Source organism: Arcticibacter svalbardensis MN12-7, assembly GCF_000403135.1.
Classification (GTDB): Bacteria; Bacteroidota; Bacteroidia; order Sphingobacteriales; family Sphingobacteriaceae; genus Arcticibacter; species Arcticibacter svalbardensis.
This window is the reverse complement of record NZ_AQPN01000020.1, coordinates 18,830-43,341: the sequence shown is the minus strand read 5'-3', so window position 1 is coordinate 43,341 and position 24,512 is coordinate 18,830. Positions and strand designations below refer to the sequence as shown.

The following is a 24,512-nucleotide window of genomic DNA, read 5'->3' as shown; positions in this document are numbered from 1 at the left end:
AATTTTCTTAATTTTCTATCAGTGTAATATCCTATTCGATAGATACTCTCCTTCCTGCTCCATTGGGTTTTTTTTCAATTTTTAATCGGAGATCACTTGTTTTTTCTATGGCATGCAGCACGACCGAAAGATTTACATCACGTGAGATTATTCCGTTTAATTTTCTTTCAGGAATTCCGGATGGATCAATATCCACATCATACCAACGAGCCAATTGCCTCAGTACGCCTTTCAGGTCGGTGTTGTTAAAATAAATATTCCCGTCCTTCCAGCCTGAGGCTGCTTCTGTATCTGCCTTGTTTAAAGTGATATGATCTGTTCCTGGTACGACAACGCTTTGTTGTCCTGGAATAAGTATGGAAAAGCGATTAGATGGCAGGGTAATCTTTACGCTACCTTCTATTAAGGTTGTTCTGATTACTTCTTCATCTTTGTAGGCATTCACATTAAAATGGGTGCCCAGAACTTGGATGTCCTGACCTTCCGTTGACACAATAAAAGGCTTTGACTTATTTGGCATTACTTCAAAATATACTTCACCATTTATTTTAACTCTTCTCTCATTCGTATTAAAAGCGGTTGGGTATTCGATTGACGAAGCGGCATTTAACCAGGCCCTGCTGCCATCCGGAAGTGTGATTTTATATTGCCCTCCGCGTGGAGTTGATAATGTATTATAAGTCGGGGTAGAGTTGAGTTTATCAATAGTTTGATAAACCAGTTCGCCACTTCCCTTTTTTACAATGGCAGCATTTCCCTGAACGCCAAGCTTTCCGCTTCGTTCCTCATTAAGCTTAATGGTGGATCCGTCTGCCAATGTTAGAGTTGCTACATTGCCTCCTGGAGTTACCACTATGGCCACTTCCTTTTTGATCTTTACAGAAGAGCTTTCTTTATTATAAATTAGTAAAGAAGCCCCAAGTGTAAACAGAATGAGGGCTGCTGCAGAATACTTAACCCAGTTAAGCATTCTGCCTTTACGGATTTTATTGAAAATACGGGTTTCAAGTCTGTCTTTATTATGGGAATCTATCGCCTTAATATTTTCTGTGACTATAAATTTATTCGCATCTTCCTCAATGGCGGTATCCCATTCTTTCAAAAATTCACCCTTTTCCAAATAATTAAATACCTGAATCAATTCTTCGGAACTGCAACTATCGTTAATGAACCTCTCAAAAAGGCTGATGATTTCCTTATTCACAATTGTATCTGTTTTTCAACCTAATACAATTAACAAAGAGATGTCATATACTCAATGTTAAAATAAAGTGTATTTATTGTCAATAATTGGATTTTAAAAATGATAAATCGAGAATAAAGCGGGAATTCCTATCTGAAACGGAGATTATATTTGAAAAAATAGGACCTTTTAAAGAATTATCTATTAATAATGGAACTTTAAATAAAGAAGAAGGCTTATAAAGAGTTTAAAAGAATAATGATGAGCAATTCACGTAAGGAAAAAAATCTTTTGATCGATTTCGTGGCCTTAACGATTTGACTATTTACAGTTCCTTCGCTAATCCCTAATTCCTCAGCTACCTCCTTATAAGAAAACCCATCAATTTTACAGCGGACAAAGACCTCCCTAGACCGGGGCGCGAGTTGATTAATAGCTTCATCGAGTAAACCTCTGCATTCAGAATATTCAGTCTGAAGATCTGTTACGTTTTCAGAAAAAATGGTATGTCTTTTTATTTCTTCAACAATTACAGACTCATGGCTTGCTCGTTTTAAAACATTTAATAAATGTCTTCGGGCAACCGTATATAAAAACGGTTTGAAGGGTTTAGTCGGATCAATCAAAGAACGATATTCCCAAATTTTGACAAAGGTATCTTGAACTACATCATCAGTTAAGTTTGGCGATTTGGCAGTTTTTAAAATAAAAAAATACAATTGATCAACATATGTCTTATAAATTTCACTAAAAGCTGATATGTTGCCACTTTTTAGCAAAACTAATCTCTTTTCTTCCATGTCGTCCAAGTTCACTTCCATGTTAATAACAAATCTAGGAATAAGTCTGCTGGTTTTATGGGTTTATCAAAATTATATGGGCAAAATAAAGCAATTGTGTTAAGGAATTGTCTGAACTTAGATAAATATTATATTTAAGTATGCAGGTATCTCCCTCCAACTAAAGAAAAAGGTTTAAAATTGTTTACTCAGGGCTTACCAGGAGTGGCTGACTTCTTCAGCTTTGAAGATCGTGTTTTTTTCAAATTAATAAATTTTTTCTTGTCGTTCCTGTAAGTCTCTTCCTTGGGGAATCGAGAATTTACCTGCGAATTGTATATACCGGTATTTCAGAATGACCTGGTTATAGCGGCGGAGTTATGATTACTTTTCTGCTCTAACTGCTGGTTTCATGAAATTGTATATTTCTGTAATTGGTTAATAATATTTTAGAAAATGGGGAAGAAATTTCACATAAACATCAACCCGGTTGCTGAATCAGGTGCTGCTTTTCTGAAGCAAGTCAATTTATTTTTAGTGAAAACTTTTTGGTAACAATAAATTGTCTTCCAAAATTTACGACTATTGATTTTAAAATGTATGTATTTTGACAAATTCTCTATGCTTTTGATATCAGGTATTATTATTCAGCTAAAATTTGACCCCAATGAAAGCAAACATATGACTAACTGGAGAATTATATTGGAATGAGACAAAATTGGTGTTCATTTCATGTTAACTATTTGTAATTTAGATCAAAAAGACAGTTTTTTTGGGGTAAAACAGGATAGATTTTTTATATTGGTGTATTATTAATGTCATGGATACAGCTGAAAATGAAAATAGAGCGCAAAGGTTTAGAAGGATATATGAGGTAACCTTTGACAAATTATACCGGATATTTCTTCAGTCGTTGAAGAGTGAAGAATTGACACGGGATATTCTTCAGGAAGCCTATCTCAAACTATGGTACAGAATGGATGAGCTGGATGGGAGACAGGATCATTTTCCATTTCTTTATTTTCATGCCCGCAATCATGCCCGTAAAGAAATTAACCGTAAAATGAAACAGGATCTGGCAGGGCAGACGTTAATGATGAAAGAGGACGATACAGACCTGTCAGCTGAATTCGATAAAAAGGAATTTCAGTCTGTCTTGAAAGAAATCATTGACAAATTGCCAGCAAAGCGCAAGCTGGTTTACCAGATGTTTAAGGAAGAAGGATTAAGTTATAAAACTATTGCTAAGATTTTGAATATTTCCATTAAAACGGTAGATAATCATCTGAACGACGCCAATAAGACAATTAAAAAACAACTGAAATCCAATTATGGATCTACCAGATGGCTGTTTATTTTGCTAAGCCACTTTACAATTATTTGATAATAATTATTTTGTTTGTTATTGAACCTTTCTTTGGAATAACAACTGAGGATTCCTGATGGTTGTGCTGCTATCGGTTGGCGGCGGACCAATACCAAAAGATATAATATTACCCGGTACCCAGGAATAGCTGAAATCCCCTGAATAATCAATGAAACTGACAGAGGAATTTTCGATACTCATCACCTTTTTATATTCATGTCCGGGAGTTGCATCATATGCTTCAATTACATAATAAAAAGAACTGTAATCAGGACTAATAGTAGTGGGATCAGGCAACTGAATATAATTGCTTAACCGGTCTTTACGAACGCCTTTCATTTCTTTTTTAATGCTATATACGTACCAGCGAAGTCCGACAAGGACAGGTTGATATCTATCATATCGGGTAATTGCTGATCAGTTGTAACAAAACGTATTAAAAGACTATCCCGATCAGGTTTTAATTCAGGGTTTAGATCATCAAAGAGTACTGCATAACCTGTATATAAACCGACAAGATTAACAGGATTTAGAACCTTTATATTAATAGCTGTATCCAGTAAGGAAACATGATGCTGATCGGTAATAGAAAGTATCCTTTTTCCCGTCTCAAGGAAAAGATTCAAAGTTTGTCCTTTTATCGTATCCTGCACTACACCGTCCACTTCGATCAAAAGCGATTGGGTAGGTCCAGGAAGCGTAATTTGTATGGATAATTGCCCAAAAGAAGGACTTAATATTTCCCTGCCTTCCTTTTGACAGGAAAATAACAGGGCCGAAAAAATAAAAAATAAAAAATAACAGGCCGGTATGTTTCTGCTCTTATTATGGCTAGACCGGAATGCATATACCCAGGTATCAGTTGAGCTCATAAGTATGGATTTTGCTGCGGTGTATAGGTCGCCCAATTATCATCCCATCTGGCTGTTGCTGTGCTCCCAAAAGCTCCCTTGTATACGGGTGTAGTATCAAAAGTAGCTAGGGATCCTCCTGGATGGGTGACAGTGATGGCCGAAAAGTCGGCACCACTTGCAGCGGGTGAAGCGATAGGAACGATTTGATAACGAAAATCGGGGATTGGCTTCGTTGTACTGCAAATAGTTGTATTAAAAGGATTGGCCAGTCGTATAAATGAATTCACATTACTAGCGGTGCTTGTCGTAACAGAAGTAAAAGGGCTTCCCGAGGTTGCGGCAGTAAAACCATGTATTAAGCTGTTTCCAACGAAACTACTAGTTGTTGTTGCTCCGGAAATGTCAATGCCTACATTTAGTCCGGCCAGGATAGAATTACTGATTCGGTAACCTGAATAGACACGGAACCATCCGGCAAAACTGTTGCTATATAAAGTGGTTTGTGTGTTTTGCCCACCCAGCACGGTAAAGTTAGACAGAACAGGCAGCGTAATCCGGTTGGCATCAACCGGGGTACTAGGCGCAGAAATATTGTCACTTTCTATCCCATTTGAATTAATAGATTCACCTAAACAAGGAACTTTTACCGCCAGGCAAAACTGTAGCGATCCCTGATAACCCTGATCGAAATCAAAATCATCATCATTGTTACCGAATGATATCAGGTATTTTCCATTTACAGCTCCCCCAAACATAGCAAAAGCATCATCTGCTCCATATGAAACCTGAATATGATCCAGTATGGTTCCTGAACCTACTCCGGCTAAGGTAAGACTATTGAGTTCATCTCCATCCTCAACGACATCACCAGCGAATTCAATACGCACGTATTGCAGTGAACCCGAATTGTCGGCCTCGTTGTATCCCCCATAACGAAGCACACTTTCGGGTAAACCAAGATCTAACGTGTACCTCAGTTGCATCCCTTCAACAATCGAAGTAATCGTTACGTTCGTTCGGCCATTTCCCAATAACACCAATCCACCCCAATCGGAGGCTGCACGCTGTCCTGCTACCTGATCGCTGGTAAAGACAATCGGACTGCTTTCCGTTCCGCTAGCTATAATTTTAGCGCCCCGGGTAATGACCAGAAAAGATGGTTTGCTACTAAACAATACCTTTTTCTTTCCTTTAATATAAGTGCCCGGTTCAATAGTCAGGATGGCATTATCAAGAACAAAGGTAGGACCATCTAAAATCCACACCCGGTCATTGGTCAATGTGGTAGAGGTATTTATGATGTTGGGCAGGACTTGGGTGATATCCGGAATATTGCGGTTGTCTTCCAGGGAGGCCGAAGTTGAGCGGTTAAAGTTTCCGGTGCTGGCGCCATTCGTGCGATCTTTTTTACATGCTGAAGCAAATATTAAAATGGATAGAAAGGTTAGAAGGATGTTTTTTTTCATGTGTAAATTATGTTAGGTGTTGTAATTTTGCTGCAAGTAGATGCCTGTTTTTATTAAAGCCGGTAACTTAAATGAATACTACAGGTAGTGCCTGATCTTTTTCTCCCGGTAACCACATCATAGGCACTGTTATAGTTACTTCCTTTAGGATCCGCCTGTCCCTCTGTTAACTGATAGCTCACTCCCGGAGCATCCTGGATAGAGGGTGATCTCTCTGTATAAGCTGATTGGGCCGGGCCATACTGGTTTTTGTAGGTAAACAGGGTTTGATTAAGTAGATTGATGACATTTACTTTCAATTCGGCTCGTTTTTGTTTAAATAATTTGCAACTGAATTGAAGATCCGCCATATCTCTTGGACTTTCGTATTCATTCTCAGACATACTGGAAGCGGCGTATATAATCCGTTTCCCGTAACGATTATAAAAAAGATTGAGCCCGAATTTCTTTCCTGTATACTCCAGGCCTGAGTTGATGATGTAAGGCGACTGGCCATATAAAGGCCGGTCTCTTTTATGATTTGTCCCTGTTGAATCCATTGACTGGTCTAACTGGACTCTGCCTTTTAGCCAGGTGAGGCTACCTGAAAAGTACAGTTGTTTAAAAAAAATATAATTTGAGGCAACAAAGGTCGCCGATTTTCTGAATTCTATTTCCAGGCCGACATCTTCCGCCTCTTTAAGATTCAGATACCGGTAAGCAGGTTTTCCTGTCGAAGCCAGCAGCTGAAGTTCAATTGGATTTTGGAATTTCTTATAGAATAAGGAGGCAGATAGTATTTCACCAGCACCAGGATAGTATTCATATCGGAGATCGTAGTTGTACACGGCTGTCCCTTTAAGATGACTTCCTGAAATACTTCTCATCAGCAGCGGATCAAAATAATCAAAGTAAGATAGTTCTCTTAGGTCTGGCCTTGCAACCGTTTTATACCATGCACCACGAATATTCACCTTACTATTCAAGGCGTATACTAGGTTCATGGAAGGTAGCCAATCCCATTTATTAAGCCGGGTCATGGCATCTGTTTTCATGGCAGGATTGTAGCTGGAGACCTGCTGGTTGTTTAATTCTGACCTCATCCCGGAGTTTAAGCGAAACCCATTTGGAAACTGTAAATCAATCATGCCATACCAGGTGTTCAGCTGTTGAAATCCGCTATATCCTAATCCGGACAGATTACCTGACACATCTTTTCCGCTGCCGGAAATGGGGTACAGGTAAAGCATACTATTAGCAAAATTTGTCTGATTATATACCTCATTATAGGCAAATCCCGAAAAATTAACCAAATTGCCTGAGGCTTGTGGCAAGGTTTTGATTCTATAAAGATTGGCATCAAATACAGCCTTACGGTAGGTACCCAGGTAACCTGCCTTAATTTTCTGTTGCATATTAAAAAGCCGCAACGGGACTTGCAGACTGGCCGACCAGCTATATAACCTTTCTTTCAGATCAGAATAATATAGCGAACCAAGACTGGCCTGACGGTCATTAAAGTAATAATCATAATATTCCTCCGGCTGATTAGGGTTTCCTGTCTTTCTTCGGTCCATTATCTTAAAGGGTTGCTCGCGATCGAGATGGGAAAGGCTGCCCTGCCACTTGAATTCTAATCCATTCAGGCCAAAGGTGTGTTCTCCCGAAAGAGTGGACTGATACAATTGACTAATGATAACTGTATTGGTGTAATTATTAACTTCAGCATTATTCAGTATATCTCTTCCATTAAAGCCATAAAGGAGGTCATTAAATGACCTCTTATAGGTGTTTTTAAAACTTACTTTGTTCTGGCTAGCTACATAAGCCAGGTTCAATGAAGAGCCCCAGGTACTGGTGAAAGAATAATCTGTTCCTTTGTAATCCTGAATGGTGGGATAATACTGGTCGTGCTGATCTGCGTCCTGCTCATTCCGGTAGTTGACAGAAGCGATCAGGCCCATCCGCTTTGTTCCCAAAGGAATAGTCCTGCCAAACTGGAGCTGGTAGTTTCTTATAGGTTCAGCAATGTAACGGTGCATCATCCAATTATTGGGGATTGTAGAAAGAAATGAGGCTGCTTGTTGTCGCTGCTTTATGTTTTGGGGATTATCTAATTGAGGCTGGAGTATATCGTATTCACTGAAGCTCATCCCATACGGTTTTTCAACCCGGGTGTCTCCGAAACCTAAATAATTCTTAGCGCTTCTACCCAGACTGATAAAGGACTTACCTGTCGTACGGCTGTTCATACCCGTTTCTATGCCAAGGCTAGTGAAATTCTCACCTGGTATATCCTTAGTCATAATTTGTACCAGACCCCCAGTAAATTCGCTTGTTTGATCAGCTTGCCCTGTTTTGATGACGATAATATAATCGATCAGAAAACTTGGAATCAGGTCAAAGGAAAAATTTCTTTGATTAGGCTCACTGCTGGGCAAAGTTGCCCCATTTAACTCAAAGTTATTATAGCGATCACCCAGGCCCCTGATGATTGCAAATTTGTTATTAAGGAGCTGCAATCCACTTATTCTCTTTAATAAAAGCGCCGCATCATGATATGGAGATCCCTGAGTTTGGGCTGCGGATATTCCATTGCTCATGGCTGTTCGTAATTTCTGATTTTTATAGAATCCCTCAATTGAACCATTTAAAACAGTTGAATGAATGGATACTTCATCTAAGGTTGAAGAACGGTTTCCTGAATTAAGATCCTTCACTTTTTCTTTAGTTTTACCCAGTAGTTCTTGTTTAATGGATGCAATTTCAGGGTGTTCTATTTGTACCGTTACCTCATGCTGCTGAAGCTGGAAAGCAATAGGGTAATTATCTTTAAGATAGTCCAATATCTCATTTAATGTAATATTGGCTAATTTTAGTTGCTCTATCCTAAACTTTTTCGCTGCTTTTCTATCATAAAAAAAGCGGTAATCAGTACGTTTCTGGAGGGTTTCAAGAACAGTAAAAAGAGAGGTGTTTTTTAAGTTGATACTGAATTTTTCCGATTGCTGCTGCACTATTTGCGCGCTTAAAAAATAAGGAGAGAGTAGTAATCCGGCGGAAATTAGGGGAAGATGGAGTCGTATAGAAAGTAAATAAGTATACTTTTTTTTAATAAGGAGCATAGATAATGATAGGGTTAAACTGTATGTTCGCATGAGCTACTGAAGTGGCATTTCAGTGGAGCTGAAACTCGGTTTAATCATAAACCAGGTAAGTATTATTGCCTTTTTTGTGATATTTTAAACCATGGATAAATAGAATTCTTTTTAACGTTTCTTCTGCATTCTTCCGCTCATAGGATCCCGTTATGGTTTTATCCATCAGCATGCGTTTGCTCGAACAAATAATTTTAATGTTAAAAGCAATCTCCATCCTGTCCATCACATCCTTTAGCGGAACGTCTACGAATGTAATTTTGCCAGTGGTAAACAGGGCTTCTTTTTTTGTTACATCTATGGGACTGATAAAAGAATGCTTTTTGCTTTGATCAAAAAGTAACATCTGGCCAGCAGTAAGTTTGCTATTTGTGTTTCCGGCCTGTATTTCTACATTCCCGCGGACCAGGATAATTCGCATGGTATTTTCCCTTTGATAAGCCTCTACATTAAATGCGGTTCCCCGAACAGTCGTCGTAAGATTGCCAGTATGAACTCTAAAGGGCTTGGCGCTGTCATGAGCAACATCAAAAAAAGCTTCCCCGGAAAGTTGAACTTCTCTTGATGTATCAGCATAATTCGTTTTATTATACGTTATTGTCGTTCCGGGATTTAGCCATACAAAAGTCCCGTCACTTAATGTCATTTTTCTCATTACGCTGCTGTTGTTGTAAAAAGCTTTAAGCAAAAATTGCTTTTGCGCATTGTTTGGGGCCCTAGCGCCAAGCCAGATTAGACTTCCGATACCGGAAATTAGTAAAACACTTGCCGCCAGTTTTAAAATTGGGGTTATTCTCGTGATGACTTGTTTGGAAGGCGCTTTTTTCGGGATAAGCCTTCGAATCTTTTGATAAAATTCCTCTTTATATTCGGGATCTATAGGAAAAATAGAAGGATCAGATTCCTGGTCATTGATATATTCATCAAAAAGGGTCATATCCTCTCCCTTAAAATACTGGTATACCTGCTGCTTTTCAGTTAAACTGGCTTTTCCTTCAAAATACTTTTTTAACAGATCCTTATTCATTTTCTGAAATCGCTTTTTGACCTCTTGTTTAATATGCTCCTGTATAGGGTTAATCAATATTCACGTCAAACTCCCTATTGCAATATGAATTTTATTTTTTTACTGATAACCTCAAAAGCTTTAGCAAAACCGGTTAATAAAGTTTCAAGAAAAATTGGGCCATTAAAAGTTTGTTTTTTATACCTAAAATGCCCCTGCCAGTACTTAAATCATAAAAATATAAGGGTCAATAGGGAATCCTGCCTGTTTAAGGATTTATAATAGGAGGGACAAAACAGGATGAAGCCGAGCTGGAGAATTAAATTATATTTCGCATATACATTAACAGGTATACTATTTACATTCAGTGCGTGTAAGAAAGAATCCGAAAACTCAGGAATACTTACCGAAGAACAGCAGTGGATACTGGATAGTATGAAGGTGTATTATTACTATGCAAATCAGATACCAACCAGTCCGGATGTCAATGTTAACGGGAATACTTTTTTTAAATCACTTTTGTATGCATCGGACCGCTTTTCCTATATGGAAAATCCGAATGAAGTGAAATCAGAATATTCTTCCTTCGCATGGTATGGCTTCGAGTACGCATTATTACTGACGGATGTCAGGGGTTGGGTTGGTGTAGTCACACTTGTGGCTCCTGGTGGCCCTTCGGATAAACAGGGACTTAAGAGGGGAGATGTTTTCACAACTGTAAACGGAATACAAATCAATGCTTCTACGGAAAGTTCGGTAAAACTTGTCCTTAAACAGGGTAAGGGAGTGCAGCTTCAGACTGTCAAGCTTGAAAATAGTCTTTTCAAAGAAGGAGCTGTGGTTACTATCGCTTTTTCAAGGTTCAATGAAATGCCGGTTTATATGACCCGTGTATTCAACAATGGCTCAAAAAAAGTAGGCTACATCTTTTACAATAAATTTGACGGAGGACAGGATTATGCCGTTTTAGATTCGCTGGCCAAGCTTAAAGAAGAAGGGGTTTCGGAATTGATTATTGATCTGCGCTATAATCCGGGCGGGGATGTTTCCTCTGCGGCAAAAATTGCCGCTTTGTTGGCACCGGTATCAGCAGAACAGGTTTTTGCTATATATCAGGCCAATGCCAATGGAGGAAGATTGGTAAAGAGTTTTCTTAATGTGATTAATGAAAATATATACCTACCACAGTCTTTTGATGTTATATCAAGCAGAAGGCTAAAATTGGAACGGGTGATTTTCCTTACAACTGCAGCCACGGCTTCTGCATCCGAATTACTGATCAATGTCTTAAAGCCTTATATTTCTGTTACGCAAATAGGGGAGACAACAATTGGAAAGGATATGGCCAGTTTTGCAATAACGGATCAGCGGATTCCCGCAATATTTAGCAATGTGTTACATCCGCTTATCTTTAAGCTCTATAATGCAAAAGGAAAAGGAGATTATTCCGGTGGCATTATACCGGATAACATGGTAGAAGAACTAGCTAATCTCCCTCTAACGCCTTTAGGGGATTCCAAGGACCCTTTGATTAGTAAAGCATTAATGCTGATAGGGAATTCTTTTGTTGCTCAGTCAGCGAACAGAAGCCAACAGGTCATGAGAACAATACCCGGTTTTAGCTCGGCTGAACAGCGAAGTATTGGAGCAAAAGATATGGAGGTAAGCAAACTCTTGCCGATAGTTCATTAAGAATTTTTTAAAACATGATAAGCGCATAAGGGCTGTTTGAGCCTTATTGCGGGTGATCATTTAAGGATTGATCAGATGTGGAAGTCATCTGTTCCATTATTCAGTTAGACATCTTTTTATGAAACAAACAATAAATAATCTACATCAATTTATTCATTTGATTACCGAACAGGCATTGCTTGAGCTGCCTGCAGGAAAGCAGGGTAGCATAACAATCGCTTTTATTTCAGAATGCCAGGTGCTTAAATCCAAGCTTAGCCAGATCTATTTTGATTACGACCAGGCAGCCGCAAATGCATTCATAAAAAGCATTCAGATTGAACTGACTCAACTAGCTGATCACCTGTATGGATTTAATGCGGCTGAATGGATCCTCGATAGCCAAAGTGTATCAAAAGAAGTGTTTAAAAAGCTTACTCATGAAATTATTTCCCTGCTTCTGTTCTTGAAAGCAAATTTTTCGGAAAGTTTTAATACTCAACTTCAGGCACCTGCAGGATTAAAGCATCATATGCAAACGGACATTGCTGAAAAAAGAGAAATTATATTGAAATTTCTAAAGGCAGGGCAAATTGACGATGATCTGATTGACATCATTACCCATTATCTTTTCTCTATTGAAGGCGATCCGGAGTACATTCTCAGTAGTTGGCGTGATTTTGATTATCTTGAAAATTTCCTAAACTCGCTGCTAGTAATTCAAGGCTTAAAGTCCAGTGAATCTGTCTTCCTGAAGTTGGTCAGGCAGGTATATTTCATGAATTTTAATGCTATTCAGTTTTATGATTATTCAAGGAACTGGCTTGATGTAATGATTCAGCGCCACGATACATTCGTAGAACAAAGGCGTGAGCTGCTCCTAATATTAAGGGACGTCAAGCAATTTGTGGAACTACCTGAATTGGCATTTAATCCTGATCTTCCCTCTTTGAAACAAATGGTCTGTACATACATTGAAGAAGAAATGGAGTATTTACAAAAGACGGAAACTTTGCACGAAGGACCTTATCACAATAAAGGACGAAATGCATATCCCTTTTACTTTCATGTAAAATTTACAACAGCACAACTGATGTTTTTCACCCGACTGCTGGTGGAATCAGGTTTTATTATCACAAAACGGAAAGCTGACCTGCATGAATTTATATCTAATCATATAGGTACATTAAGAAAGGATAATTTGTCAGGGCACAGCATAAAAAACAAACAATATACGCCCTCGAAAGAAGTGGTCCACAAGGTAAAGGATTTTCTTTTAATGTTGATCAGTCTCATCCATGAAAAATATAATTTTCGGGATTGATTTGAGACTTAATTGGGTGCCAAAAGCAGGCTTTTGAATGAACAACTTTATCTATAACGTCATTGTATGCTTTATTACTGAATGAACTTTGGTGAACTAAGTTCCATTCCGATCTCTGATTTTTATGATATGTCAATTATTGATAATTTGTATTATCTGTTGTATACAATCTTTTTATGATCATTAATTTAAAATTGATGCATGTCACAGTTTGCTTTTGCTGTTTAACTTGTTTCAGAGAGTAATATCCTCAATCTCATCTTAATGGTATTAATGTTTAAATTATGAATTTATTCTTAACACCTTTTTTCCAATTTCTGTAGTGACGTATCTTTGCACAGGACTATTTCGGCTTTTTTTATCGGTCGGTTCAATCCAGCCATAATCAAGGAGTTTGCCAGCCACTCGTTTAAAGGTATTGGTGGAGTCATCCATTTTTAACAGCTTTTCAATAATTTCATTTCGGCTCCTTGCTTGATGGCAGTAGATCAGGATATCAATATATCGTTGGATTTCTTTAGGTGTTAACTTGTGAGAAGTGGTAATGTTTTCGGTAAACTTTACTTGTTCTATTACTTGTTCTATTCGTGTTTGTTGCATTCTTTCCATAAGCGTAGAAATGTTGTTATCTGAAGTAAATAACTCTGTGTTCAACCAGTCTTCAACTTTAATATTAAATTCAAGAAGTAGTCGTTTAAATGTCAATAGCGTCAAATTTTTGCCTTTTTCATACTCTCCATATTGAGTTGAAGACATTTCAATTGTATTAGCAAAAGACTCAATGCTTGAAAAACCAGCATTTAGTCTTAACGTTCGCAGATACCTGCCTATCTGCTCCAAAAAGTATTCATTATCATTGTTTAGGTCTTTATTTTTTTTATCTTTTGCTTGAAATACCATGAATAAATTTGATGAAAAACGAATTTTCATGCATCCTATTAAAATAGGATAAATAATTTGTTGATATTTTGATTTTTAATAATTATATTTGAGTATATTATGAAGCAAATAAGATAGTTGTAGATGAAAACAGTGTCAAAAATTTGCAAATAATTACTTATTCTATTTTTATAGAATATTGGCGTTAATTAAAGAGTCTCGTATGTTAAATTCTGACAATTACATTGGACGAGACAATAGGATTAATGCCCATGATGATATAATGCGTACTTTTGTACGTTCTATAGCATTGTGGGCCCTATTGTATATCGTTCCAACGGCCGTCAGAAGCCTAACATAGCGGTATCTTGGGGCCTGCTATAGTAACGTGCCCTAAATATAGCTGAGACTCGTATAAATCTATACGAGGATGAAAAGACAAAACAAAATCTCTAATTACAATTGGGTTACTTTCTCAAGAAAGAGAAGGAATGGTTTTGCTGTATTTAGTCTTTTCCTTTTCATGTTTTCTTTTTTTTGTAAATGGATGTGTCGTGGTAGATCTTGCAGGGCAAAAAAGAATCTAGGTAAAGAGGGTATTTCTAATCGTGATCAAGCTCAAGACGAGCTAGCTCCTTACATGATAGCCTATTTGCTACCTTTCCTTTATTCTCTTTTTACTGGCAGGTGTTTTCCTAAGTTAGGATTGCAGCTTCGGGTATGGGCTGACATGCCGCATTCTTGTTATTTTAACACCAGCAGCGAATCTAAAATTCTTTTTGCTAAAAAGCCTAAAAATCCTGTTTAGCTTTTCTGAACCTAAATCAAACAGATAGTCATCTTCTTATTCATTAAGTACCTAATGACCTTATAATATATCAAAGCATGAAAGTGAAAATCAGCTTAAGGGAATACTTATGCCCTGAATTTAAGCAACATAATTTAAAAATTCTTTTGTGGGTTGCCATAATAATACTTGCACTTTACCATTCTGTTTTACTGGCTCAGCCAACCACAGGTTATCCCATTACGGGAACTGTAGCCTCATCCTCTGATGGCAAGCCACTGTCTGGAGCTACAGTGAAACTTGAAGGTGGTAACAATGTCGTGTACGCTGACAAGGAGGGATGGTTCATGGTCAATTCCAAACAAGTTAAAGGCGCCATTGTGATTTCTTATGTCGGTTTTAAGCCCGTTAAGCTGGATTACAGTTCTTCTAATTCGGGACCTTTTGCCATTCTATTGGAAGAAGATACGGAAACGCTGAAGGAAGTGACCATCTCTACCGGGTACCAGACCTTGCCAAGGGAACGTGCTACAGGGAGCTTTGTACAGATTAATAATACGCTGTTTAACCGAAGAGTTTCCTCATCTGTTCTAGATAGGCTGGACGGAGTTGCCAGTGGAGTGCTGTTTAATACAGATAAAAGCCCTGGTAATGAGACTTTCAATGTCCGGGGAAGAAGTACATTATTGACTAATAGTGAATCAAAAGGCGCGGCAGACCCTTTAATTGTGCTGGACAATTTTCCTTACGATGGAGATATCAATAATATTAACCCCAATGATATTGAAAGTGTAACTATTTTGAAGGACGCAGCGGCGGCATCCATCTGGGGAGCGCGATCTGCTAATGGGGTAGTGGTAATTACATCAAAAAAGGGGGGGGTAAACCGTCCCATGGATGTCAGCTTCAATTCAAATGTGACAATAGGAGAGGTTCCTGATTTATTTTACAGCAGGTTTTTTCTGGGCTCATCCGATTATATCGATGGCGAAACAATACTCTATGATAAAGGATATTTTAGTTATGATCTAAGTGATACATCTTACTTTCCGCCCGTCTCTCCTGTTGTGGAGATTCTCTCAGACACTCGGCTGTCTGCAGCGGACAGGGAGTCTAAACTGAATGTTTTGCGCCAGCAGGATCTTAGAAAGGATTATACCCGGTATATGTATCAAACCAGTATTGCTCAGCAGTATTCACTTTCCCTGCGAGGAGGAAGCAAGGATTTATCCTACACGTTGTCTGCCGGTTATGACAAGAACCGAAGTAACCTGGTTCGCAATGAGGGTGACAGGCTTACCATTAATTCGTTGAATACCTATTCCCTGTCAAAAAGATTAGAAATCACTGCTGGCGTTTTGTACACCCAATCAGATTCAAAGATCAACAATAACGTCTCTATGGGCTATAATACAGTTGGTGGTAATTACAATACCCTGTATCCGTATGCATCTTTGGCAGATGAACAGGGAACCCCCCTTTCTACTGTGAAGCTTTATAGAAAAAGCTATGTAGAAGACATGGCTGCTAAGGGTTTGATGGATTGGGAATATCGTCCATTAGAGGAGCTGCGCCTTGCGGACAATACCTCCGGAGCCCGAGATATTCTGCTCAGAACAGGTCTTAAATATATTTTAGGAGGAGGCTTGAATATGGAGCTGCTTTATCAGAATGAGCGGCAGGTAAACAGTTCAAGAAATTACCAGGATCCCCAGTCGTTTGAGGTTCGCAATTATATAAATAAGTTCGCCGGGATCGACGATATTTCAGGGAACATAACTTATAATTTTCCAGTTGGGGCTATTTTAAACCTCGGTCGTAATGAGATGGCATCGAATAATCTTAGAGCCCAATTGAACTATAACAGTATTTTAAGGCTGAAACATGTGTTGACAGGATTAGCCGGCTTTGAGTTAAGGGAGAATAAAATGACTGGAGAAGACCGGGTTTACTATGGTTATGACGATGAATACGGAACTTCGATAACCAATCTGGATTATGCGAATTCTTATCCAACAAACCCTTCTGGTTCGGGGACACTTCCTGCACTAAACAGCCTTGTTCCGGGCACGCTTAACCGGTATATTTCTTACTATGCAAACGGCGCTTATACCTATGATAACCGGTATACGGCGACATTGAGTGCCCGCCGGGATGGGGCCAATATTTTTGGTGTACGGACCAATGATAAGATCACGCCACTTTGGTCTGCCGGGCTTGGTTGGAATCTGAGTAGTGAGAAATTTTACCGGTTTGATTTGATTCCATATCTGAAATTCAGGGCTACATATGGTTTCAATGGGAATGTGTATAATGCTTCGGCTTACCTGACCGCCCGATATTTTAGCACAAATGTATTAGGCCTTCCTTATTCCATTGTCACCAGGCCACCAAATCCTAACCTGAGGTGGGAAAAGGTGAAGAACATCAATTTGGGTGTTGATTTTGCAACGGCTCATAACCGCATTTCCGGTACACTGGAAATTTACAGGAAAGAGGGACTTGATCTGATCAGCGATTTTCCACTAGCCCCTTCTTTGGGTTTTGCTTCTTTCAGGGGGAATAACGCCAGTACGCGTACAGATGGTCTGGATCTCACTTTGAACAGCCGCAACCTGGATGGAGGCTTTAAATGGAGTACCACCTTGCTGCTGAGTTACTCCAGGGATAACGTAATCAGTTATGATCTGTCTTATAAGAATTCAGTTCTTACAGCCTCCTATCTGATTCCTGTTGTTGGGAAATCTTTATACGGTCTATACAGTTACAAGTGGAAGGGCCTTGATCCTGCAAACGGAGATCCCTTGGGCGAAATAAATGGGTCGGTCAGCACAAATTGGCAGTCTATTATAAATGATACGCCTGTTGATAGCCTGGTTTACAGTGGATCAGCTAAACCTTCCGTTTACGGTTCTATGATGAACTCTTTTTCACTTAAAGGGTTTACCCTTTCCGCTAACATTTTATTCAAGTTTGATTATTTCCTTAGACGGCAGAGCACTACCTTAAATTATGCGGACGTCATTTCCATGCCCAGGGCAGATTATGACCGACGGTGGCAGAAGCCCGGTGATGAATTATTAACAGATGTTCCTTCCCTTATTTATCCTTCCAATGCCAACAGGAGTGACTTCTACAGGTTTTCGGAAACTACTATTGAAAAAGGAGATCACATCCGCCTTCAGGATGTTCAGTTTTCTTACTCACTGAATCGCTATCAATGGAAGCAATTGCCATTTTCAAGTCTTTCTCTGTACCTCTATGCTAATAATCTGGGCGTCCTTTGGAAGGCCAACCGTGTTGGGATTGATCCGGATTTTCCATCGTCCGATTATACTGCCCCCCGTACGGTTTCTATAGGAATCAAAGCAAATTTCTAACCCTTAATTTTTGAAAATGAAAACGAAAATACATATTGCACTGCTTCTTGTTTTAACGATATGCAGCTGTGACAAAACAGATGACTGGTTAGATGCCAAACAAAATAAAAACGATTTGGTACCAACTAAATTAGCGGACTTCCAGTCTTTGCTGGACAACCCACTCATGTATCTGGATTACCCTTCTATAGGATTGATTGGTGCAGATAACTTTCAGGTTACGGATGCAAATTGGCTTTTAGGTACGGTTACTGAACGTAATGCCTACATCTGGAAGAAGGACGTGTTTGAAGGGTCTTCTAACGCCGAATGGTTGAATTCCTATCAAAAAATAAGTTATGCCAATATAGTACTGGACGGACTAGATAAAATTACTGTTGAGCCCGGTGATCTTGTCCGTCTTAACGAAATCAAAGGCAGTGCCTTGTTTTTTCGTTCATTTGCGTTTTACGGATTGGTTCAAACTTTTAGTAAGCCTTATCTTCCTTCAACCGCCGCAAGTGACCCCGGAATTCCTATATTGTTAAGTTCGGATGTAAATGTCAACATATCCCGATCGCAGGTGAAGACGGTTTATGAGCAGATTATTCAGGATCTTTCCACAGCTGAAAATTTGTTGCCATTATTGCCTTCACACTTGACGCACCCATCAGGTGTGGCTGCGCAGGCGCTGCTCGCCAGGGTTCATCTGGCAATGGGGAACTATGAACAGGCCCTTATATATTCATCTAAAGTATTGCAATCCTTTAATACCCTTGTTGATTTTAATTCGCTGACAGAATCTGTTTCTAGGCAATTTGCAACGGTTGCTGCCAATCCCCCAGGCATGCTGTTTTATGCCGAGAGCCTTGGATATGGAATCCTCAGGAGTGATTCGCGCAATACTGTGAATCCCAATTTGTATCAGCAGTATCTTCCCGGTGATCTCAGGAAAGGGATTTTCTACAGGGATTATGGCACAGGGAGAGTGACATTCAAAGGATCGCTGACCGGCAGTACCCGGCAGTTTGCGGGTTTAGCCTCCAATGAGGTTTATTTAATTAATGCCGAGGCCAATATCCGGCTTAACCATATCGCCGAAGGACTTGATATTTTAAACAAGCTACTTAAAAACAGATTTAAGCCAGAGCTCTTTCAGCCCTATTCTACTACTGATGCTGAGGAGGCTTTGAAGATTGTATTGACTGAGCGTCGAAAAGAACTTCCTTATACCGGGCAATTAAGGTGGGAAGATCTCAGGCGGTTGAATAGTGACCCCAGGTTTGCAAAGTCGATCAGTCATACCGTGAACGGCGTAGAATATATACTGCCGCCGGAAGACCTGAGGTATGTATTTCCGATTCCGGATGATGAATTACGATATAATACAATGGAACAAAATTTACGTTAATGAAAAAAAAGAACTATTTATATACGCTTCCTTTAGCAGTTTTTCTGCTATTGTTTCCTTTTGTAATAACTGCCCGGTCTCTAGAAGCGAAGTTGAGACCTGCATACCTCAGGGTAGTGATGCCCGATGCTAAGCCTTCAGATACGCTAAGGGTGCTGATTTATTCAAATGTGCTGAGTAACATAACGGATGCGAATAAACAACATGAGGAGCAGTTCGCTACCCTTAAAAATGGGGAATTTGATTTTTTGATTGATCCCTTCAACAAACCAGCCTATTTTTCTTTATGCAAGAAAGAAGGCATAGGGGCTGGTACCCGTTACCTGGACATGCTTACCTTATACCTAATAGAACCCGGTGACAGTGTAACCGTTCATATTCTAAAAGATACCACATATATCCCCTCCGATCATATGGTCAATAGTAATACGCTGGGACGTTTGCCGGAAATGGAAGTATTCGGAACTAAATACATCAAACAGTATACACATATCTTTGAAGGTAGGGGCTCAGCTAAATTCGCGTTTCGTGAGGAGCTCGACAGGATCGTGCAGAATGAAAGACTAACAACCGATCAGAAAAAAGTGCTGGGACTAGATCTCATAAGCAGCTTAAAAATCATGTTGACTTTTAATGCATCTGAATTGCTGAAGGCAGACCTGATCGGGCAGATTGAAATATTGAAACTCAGGACAGGCATAATTGAAAAGGATTTTCAGGAAACGGCAATACCTGCCTCCAGAGACTCCATTCGTCCTGAAATTATTGCAATATCGAAGTATTACCCGCTGTTTCTGATAGAGCGTTATATGTCACTTAATGTATTGAATAAGGAAGATAAATCTGAAATCTATTCGCAGATTCTGACGGACTATACTGACGGAAATGCACGTGACAAACTAATTACACTTTATCTTCTCCGCAATGCTTCATCAGTGAGTCCGGAAATAATGGAAGATGCAATAATGAGGGTGCAAACCCCTTATCTTGCCCGGGAAGTACAGGAGTTATACGGGGCTTTATCAAAGGGAAGCGTTGCATATAACTTTTCTCTTCAGGATATGGAAGGGAAGACAGTGAAGTTAAGCGATTTTAAAGGAAAGGTAGTGATGATGGATTTCTGGTTTTCAGGTTGCGGGGCATGTAAGAAATATTTTACGAATATGCTATCCTCAGTTGAAGAACACTTTAAAGATAGAAGGGATGTGGTCTTTATATCGGTTTCTATTGATCGCAGCAAAGCTGTCTGGTTAAAAAGCCTTGACAGTAAAATGTATACCTCTGACCATGCTATTAATCTCTATACAGGAGGGAGAGGTACAAAGGATCCTGTTATTGCTCATTACAAGGTAAGCAGCTGTCCCTGGACATTGTTAATCGATAAAAATGGAAAGATATTCTCTAACCGGTATTCTGATCTTCGGACAGGTGGAATAGAAAGATTAAAGAATGTCATTGAATCGGCCGTTGCCATGTAGATTATATAAAATAAGAGACTGCATCTGTTCATGGATGCAGTCTCTTAACATTGGTGATTGACGCTATTCAAAGACGCCCGGTGTTAAACTTGAAGAAGTTTTTTCAAGTTTGTATTGTCCGCCCATTAACACAGGAGCAGTGCTTGATTCAATAGTACAAATACTGGAAGGATTGGTATTACAATCGTATGAATCAGCAGCTAATGCTGCTTGCTGAACAACATAACGATTCGGTTCCTCAGATATAAACCTGTAGCTCTGGATTGCCCGTTTATGCTCCATCTTCATAGCCATTGCTGTGCTTACGCCTAACATTGCTGTTAATGCAAATAAAGAAATTCGTACTCTTTTTAAGAGCTTACTGTGATCTCTGTTCATAACTTTAATTTTTAGATAAATCACCTACTCTCTTTCAGGTTTTCGGTTTCCCCTGATTCGTTGCGCATAGAATATTTTATAAGCCTTTGGCATCAGATTTTGCATCGAATAAATGAATATTTTTTCTTTGTTTTCTTTCCATGTATATTCCGGTTAAGGCTATTAGCATAAAAAAAGAATTCAGTATCAAATGCTGAGGCCAGCTCAGTTTTTCAAATGCTGTTGCGCAGCCGCAAGGAATACGCTCGTAAAAATTGAATGTTACTAAGGCAACATAGATCGTAAAAGTTGCCATCAGTAGAAAAGAACCATAAAAACCAATAAGCCTTGTCTTTGGCCATAAAACCAGCACAGTTAGCAGAAGTTCTGAGGCAGGTATTCCCAAGGTCAGATACGGAGTCCATACATTGTTAAAAGGTTGATTGTTAATTTCGTTATGAAATTTTTCCAGGTTAACCGCTTTACTCATCCCGGTGTAGACAAACAGCAGAGCTAAAAGAAAAGCACATATCTCTAATATCCATTGACGTTTTTGCATACTTATAGTATTCATCTTTTCATGATTTGTAATCTGCCAGCGATTAGAAATCTCTTATTTCGTTAATCTACCGTTTGATATCCTTGTTATAAAGATAGGGGAGGCCTGCAAAAATTAAGCTGGCAAATGGCGTTTATTTCGCTGTTTGTTGGCACATTGCAGGGTGACAAATGGCACGATGAAATTGCTGTATATGGTTGCCTTAGAAATCTTTTCGTCTGGGAATCTTACTTCTGATGCGGATGAAATGCCTTCTGGAAAGATTAAGATAAGAAGCGATGGCTTCAAGGTTGGTGGAGTTGATCGCCAGGGCATCGTTCTTTTCCATATAATGTACTTTGTCCTCAGGATAGAGCCGCAACAGATGTTCTCTTTGTTTTCCTTCTAGTATGCTTTGATACAAAATATTGGCCAGTAAAGATGTCATTTCGGGGTATTCTGAAATGTGTTTTAAGACTTTTTCCAGGTCTAGTACATACAGGGTGGTGTCCAGTAGAAAATGCATCTGCTCAATAAAAATGCTTCTTCCTTTTAAGTTTTGCACCGTCAGGAGGCTGTCCCTGCCTGCAATCCAAATGGAAATGCGTTTTCCCCGATAGTTGTCACAACCTCTGACCATTCCCTTTTCAATATAATAGATTTCATGTTTTTTTACTTCCCTGGGATTCACTAAAAGATCTCCCCGCTCAAACTGGTATTCGCTCAATTCGGAAATCAGAATGTCACTTAGCTCAGCACTTAGGGTTCCGAAGCGACTCAGCTTTTTTAGAAAATTGGAAAATTTCATCGCATATCATTTATTCCGGCAAAAGAAGTGACAATATGCGATTCTAAAAAGTGTCCAAGGTTGCAAAATGAGGTAAGATATTGTCTCCAATTCACGGTCAGGAAAGGTATTCGTCCATTATTTTAGGTGTCCTTAGAGGAGGCAAAATAAATCGATAATAGATAAAATGAGCAGGTAAATGATGTCCATTATAGACTTGTTCGTGTTTCGTTTCAGTGGAATTTTTACTCAGTAACATTTAATTTTACTGTATAAAAGACACCCTGAAACGGCTGAAATATGCAAACTGGATGTATTTAATGATAGGCTACTGATCCCGAAAAGCAACCTTGGACACTTTTAATTTCTCGTTTTTATTTAGAGTTTAGATTCCTGTTACGGATTCATTATCAGTGTTATACAATGGGCATAATTGCAATTTGTCTATTTGGCGGTAGAAATGATGCTATTTCGTTTACACTGCATAAGCATAGGTGTACCCGAATTAAAGTTAGCCGAAGATCTGATACTGAATTTGTTTTTCATTGGCTTATTTCCGGCTTGACAAGAAAGCAGGGAGCAATGTTCACAAATTAAAGATTTACATCTATGAAAACTTACGCTGAACAACTTTACAAAAACCTGGTGCGCAGGATCGAATTAGCAGATGATGCAGGGCTTCAATATGATCCTGTAAAAAGGAGGGAATGTGTTACCATGATAAGGGAATCCCTGACCGAACTCACTAATAAGCTGATCGACTATCGTTTTGATGACCAGCAGGAAGAAATCTATTTTTTCAAGGAGATCAAGCCCCGGTTTGTCAGTCTGTTACTTTACTATTCTTATATAGACCTGATTGAATTAAAGAAACCTCAGGGAAGCACTCATGATATACGCATTCATTATGAAAAAGAACTGGCTTCTATCAAACGTTTCTATGACTGCCATAGTGCATTATATCATTACTACAGGGGTAACTTTTCTTTTCTGGACGAAAAACTTTTTGTTCGTGGAAGCTTTGATCTACCACATTCTTTCAGCACCTCTAAGATAGACCGTGATGAACGCCTTTCAACAGAAGCGGATTATACGGTTTCACGCATTCTGGCCAACGGCATGCTGACCGGGTACCTGGAAAAATCAATTCGGCTGCTTGAAAATCAGCCAAATGACTTGCTGGTTTCATCAAAGAGTAAAAGGACACTTCGCTGGACGGCCAAGGCGATAGACCTGGTGGAGCTGATCTATGGGCTGCAACTAACAGGAGTCTTCAATTACGGCAAAGTCGATATCAAGGAAATTGCCGATACCTTCGAAAAACTCTTTGATGTGAAATTGGGTAATTATTCGCTGCTGTTCTCGCAGAGCATACGTTACCGAAAAAGCGGCAGCATAAGACTTCTGAAAGAGATGATGGAAAACGTTAGGGAAAAGCTGGATGAACTGGATGCTAAATAATTCCTTTTCGTGAGAAAGTCTAGAGGCTGTTAAACGGAGTGCTTTGCAGCACTCCGTTTAACAGCCTCATTTACCTAGAAATTCCATACCAGGATTTTTTTCTATTCTCCATCCGTCTTCATATAGTGATAAATACGCTTTATGAGTGTTGACGGGCTCTAGTTTTTTATTGATCAATATTGAAAAGGGAGTCAAATTCTTGTAGGTTGTGGTATACTCGGCAACTGCATTTTTATTATCATTCACCATTTTTAATCCTGTTACAGCGGTCAGTTCTACATCTGCAATTTTCACTTTTTGAATCTGTATCTTTTTATCTTTAGCAGATGTGGGAAGGAAGTATGGTTCTGCCTTATGCGTAAATTCAACAATCGGTTTTGTTCCCATTTCGCCCAGTTTTACAGTACGGTTAACCTTAACATATCCTTCTTTTTCAAGGCCTGCATCCAGTACATTTCTGCCGTATTTGGGGTCTCCAGCATAAAGGTCATAATCAAGAACTTTGGGGTATTTTAGCTCCAGGCGTATCAGTTCCAGCGCCTGCTCACGGGTTAATTCTTTCGAGGAACAACCGGCAATAAGCAAACAGATCAGGGGAATCAAAAGCTTTTTCATATTTGAAGATTGATATTGAAACTAAATTGATATTGCTGTTAAACAGAATTACAA

Annotated in this window: 20 protein-coding genes; 8 read left to right on the top strand and 12 right to left on the bottom strand. The window is 39.1% G+C overall.

Annotated elements, in window-relative coordinates; genetic code table 11:
- Positions 1-31: 31 nt before the first annotated feature.
- Positions 32-1,204: a FecR family protein gene (locus ADIARSV_RS02485; protein WP_016193777.1), complete on the bottom strand. Its 1,173-nt coding sequence runs from the start codon at positions 1,202-1,204 to the stop codon at positions 32-34.
- A gap of 215 nt (positions 1,205-1,419) precedes the next feature.
- Positions 1,420-1,983, bottom strand: a complete 564-nt coding sequence (locus tag ADIARSV_RS02480; RefSeq protein ID WP_160166633.1) for an RNA polymerase sigma factor — start codon at positions 1,981-1,983, stop codon at positions 1,420-1,422.
- 799 nt (positions 1,984-2,782) lie between these two features.
- Between ADIARSV_RS02480 and ADIARSV_RS02475 the strand changes: the two genes are divergently transcribed.
- Positions 2,783-3,346 carry an RNA polymerase sigma factor gene (locus ADIARSV_RS02475; RefSeq protein ID WP_016193773.1) on the top strand — a complete coding sequence of 188 codons (564 nt, stop codon included), beginning with the start codon at positions 2,783-2,785 and terminating at the stop codon, positions 3,344-3,346.
- 18 nt (positions 3,347-3,364) lie between these two features.
- On the opposite strand, the gene ADIARSV_RS02470 is transcribed toward ADIARSV_RS02475, so the two are convergent.
- From ADIARSV_RS02470 to ADIARSV_RS02450, 5 genes are all read right to left on the bottom strand, one after another.
- A complete protein-coding gene (locus tag ADIARSV_RS02470; protein ID WP_016193772.1) occupies positions 3,365-3,667 on the bottom strand; it encodes a hypothetical protein in 303 nt (100 codons plus the stop codon).
- Positions 3,664-4,200, bottom strand: a complete 537-nt coding sequence (locus ADIARSV_RS02465) for a hypothetical protein (RefSeq protein WP_016193771.1) — start codon at positions 4,198-4,200, stop codon at positions 3,664-3,666. Before ADIARSV_RS02465 ends, ADIARSV_RS02470 begins: the two co-directional genes overlap by 4 nt.
- Positions 4,197-5,648: a hypothetical protein gene (locus ADIARSV_RS02460; protein WP_016193770.1), complete on the bottom strand. Its 1,452-nt coding sequence runs from the start codon at positions 5,646-5,648 to the stop codon at positions 4,197-4,199. Before ADIARSV_RS02460 ends, ADIARSV_RS02465 begins: the two co-directional genes overlap by 4 nt.
- Positions 5,649-5,701: 53 nt before the next feature.
- The gene (locus tag ADIARSV_RS02455) at positions 5,702-8,752 is read right to left on the bottom strand and encodes a TonB-dependent receptor domain-containing protein (RefSeq protein ID WP_040298834.1); all 3,051 of its coding nucleotides are present in this window, start codon (positions 8,750-8,752) and stop codon (positions 5,702-5,704) included.
- Between the two features lie 73 nt (positions 8,753-8,825).
- Entirely contained in the window at positions 8,826-9,812 is a 987-nt protein-coding gene (locus ADIARSV_RS02450; protein ID WP_152439744.1) for a FecR family protein, read from the bottom strand.
- Positions 9,813-10,091: 279 nt separating this feature from the next.
- Here ADIARSV_RS02450 and ADIARSV_RS02445 point away from each other — a divergent pair, with 279 nt between their 5' ends.
- Together ADIARSV_RS02445 and ADIARSV_RS02440 are read left to right on the top strand one after the other, a co-directional pair.
- Entirely contained in the window at positions 10,092-11,483 is a 1,392-nt protein-coding gene (locus tag ADIARSV_RS02445) for a S41 family peptidase (protein ID WP_052016929.1), read from the top strand.
- Between the two features lie 118 nt (positions 11,484-11,601).
- Complete coding sequence (locus tag ADIARSV_RS02440; RefSeq protein WP_016193766.1) at positions 11,602-12,786, top strand: hypothetical protein; 1,185 nt, start codon at positions 11,602-11,604, stop codon at positions 12,784-12,786.
- A gap of 282 nt (positions 12,787-13,068) precedes the next feature.
- Here the strand turns inward: ADIARSV_RS02440 and ADIARSV_RS02435 are convergent, their stop codons facing one another.
- Positions 13,069-13,716, bottom strand: a complete 648-nt coding sequence (locus tag ADIARSV_RS02435; protein ID WP_016193765.1) for a helix-turn-helix domain-containing protein — start codon at positions 13,714-13,716, stop codon at positions 13,069-13,071.
- Positions 13,717-14,095: 379 nt separating this feature from the next.
- Here ADIARSV_RS02435 and ADIARSV_RS22315 point away from each other — a divergent pair, with 379 nt between their 5' ends.
- The 4 genes from ADIARSV_RS22315 (at position 14,096) to ADIARSV_RS20345 (ending at position 20,700) form a co-directional block, all read left to right on the top strand.
- Positions 14,096-14,473 (top strand): hypothetical protein, encoded by a 378-nt coding sequence (locus tag ADIARSV_RS22315; RefSeq protein ID WP_152439743.1) that lies wholly within the window; start codon positions 14,096-14,098, stop codon positions 14,471-14,473.
- Between the two features lie 77 nt (positions 14,474-14,550).
- Positions 14,551-17,832, top strand: a complete 3,282-nt coding sequence (locus tag ADIARSV_RS02425) for a SusC/RagA family TonB-linked outer membrane protein (protein ID WP_152439742.1) — start codon at positions 14,551-14,553, stop codon at positions 17,830-17,832.
- A 16-nt stretch (positions 17,833-17,848) separates the two neighbouring features.
- Positions 17,849-19,222 (top strand): RagB/SusD family nutrient uptake outer membrane protein, encoded by a 1,374-nt coding sequence (locus tag ADIARSV_RS02420; protein WP_016193762.1) that lies wholly within the window; start codon positions 17,849-17,851, stop codon positions 19,220-19,222.
- Complete coding sequence (locus tag ADIARSV_RS20345) at positions 19,222-20,700, top strand: TlpA family protein disulfide reductase (protein WP_016193761.1); 1,479 nt, start codon at positions 19,222-19,224, stop codon at positions 20,698-20,700. The genes ADIARSV_RS02420 and ADIARSV_RS20345 overlap by 1 nt, the downstream gene beginning before the upstream one ends.
- Positions 20,701-20,763: 63 nt before the next feature.
- Here the strand turns inward: ADIARSV_RS20345 and ADIARSV_RS02410 are convergent, their stop codons facing one another.
- The 3 genes from ADIARSV_RS02410 to ADIARSV_RS02400 form a co-directional block, all read right to left on the bottom strand.
- A complete protein-coding gene (locus tag ADIARSV_RS02410) occupies positions 20,764-21,078 on the bottom strand; it encodes a hypothetical protein (protein WP_152439741.1) in 315 nt (104 codons plus the stop codon).
- Between the two features lie 76 nt (positions 21,079-21,154).
- The gene (locus ADIARSV_RS02405; RefSeq protein WP_235048347.1) at positions 21,155-21,631 is read right to left on the bottom strand and encodes a MauE/DoxX family redox-associated membrane protein; all 477 of its coding nucleotides are present in this window, start codon (positions 21,629-21,631) and stop codon (positions 21,155-21,157) included.
- Between the two features lie 187 nt (positions 21,632-21,818).
- A complete protein-coding gene (locus ADIARSV_RS02400) occupies positions 21,819-22,403 on the bottom strand; it encodes a Crp/Fnr family transcriptional regulator (protein WP_016193758.1) in 585 nt (194 codons plus the stop codon).
- Between the two features lie 588 nt (positions 22,404-22,991).
- On the opposite strand from ADIARSV_RS02400, the gene ADIARSV_RS02395 reads away from it, so the two are divergent.
- Positions 22,992-23,843 carry an RteC domain-containing protein gene (locus ADIARSV_RS02395; RefSeq protein WP_016193756.1) on the top strand — a complete coding sequence of 284 codons (852 nt, stop codon included), beginning with the start codon at positions 22,992-22,994 and terminating at the stop codon, positions 23,841-23,843.
- 66 nt (positions 23,844-23,909) lie between these two features.
- Here the strand turns inward: ADIARSV_RS02395 and ADIARSV_RS02390 are convergent, their stop codons facing one another.
- On the bottom strand, positions 23,910-24,458 hold the full coding sequence (locus ADIARSV_RS02390) for a hypothetical protein (RefSeq protein WP_016193755.1): 549 nt from the start codon (positions 24,456-24,458) through the stop codon (positions 23,910-23,912).
- Positions 24,459-24,512 lie beyond the last annotated feature (54 nt).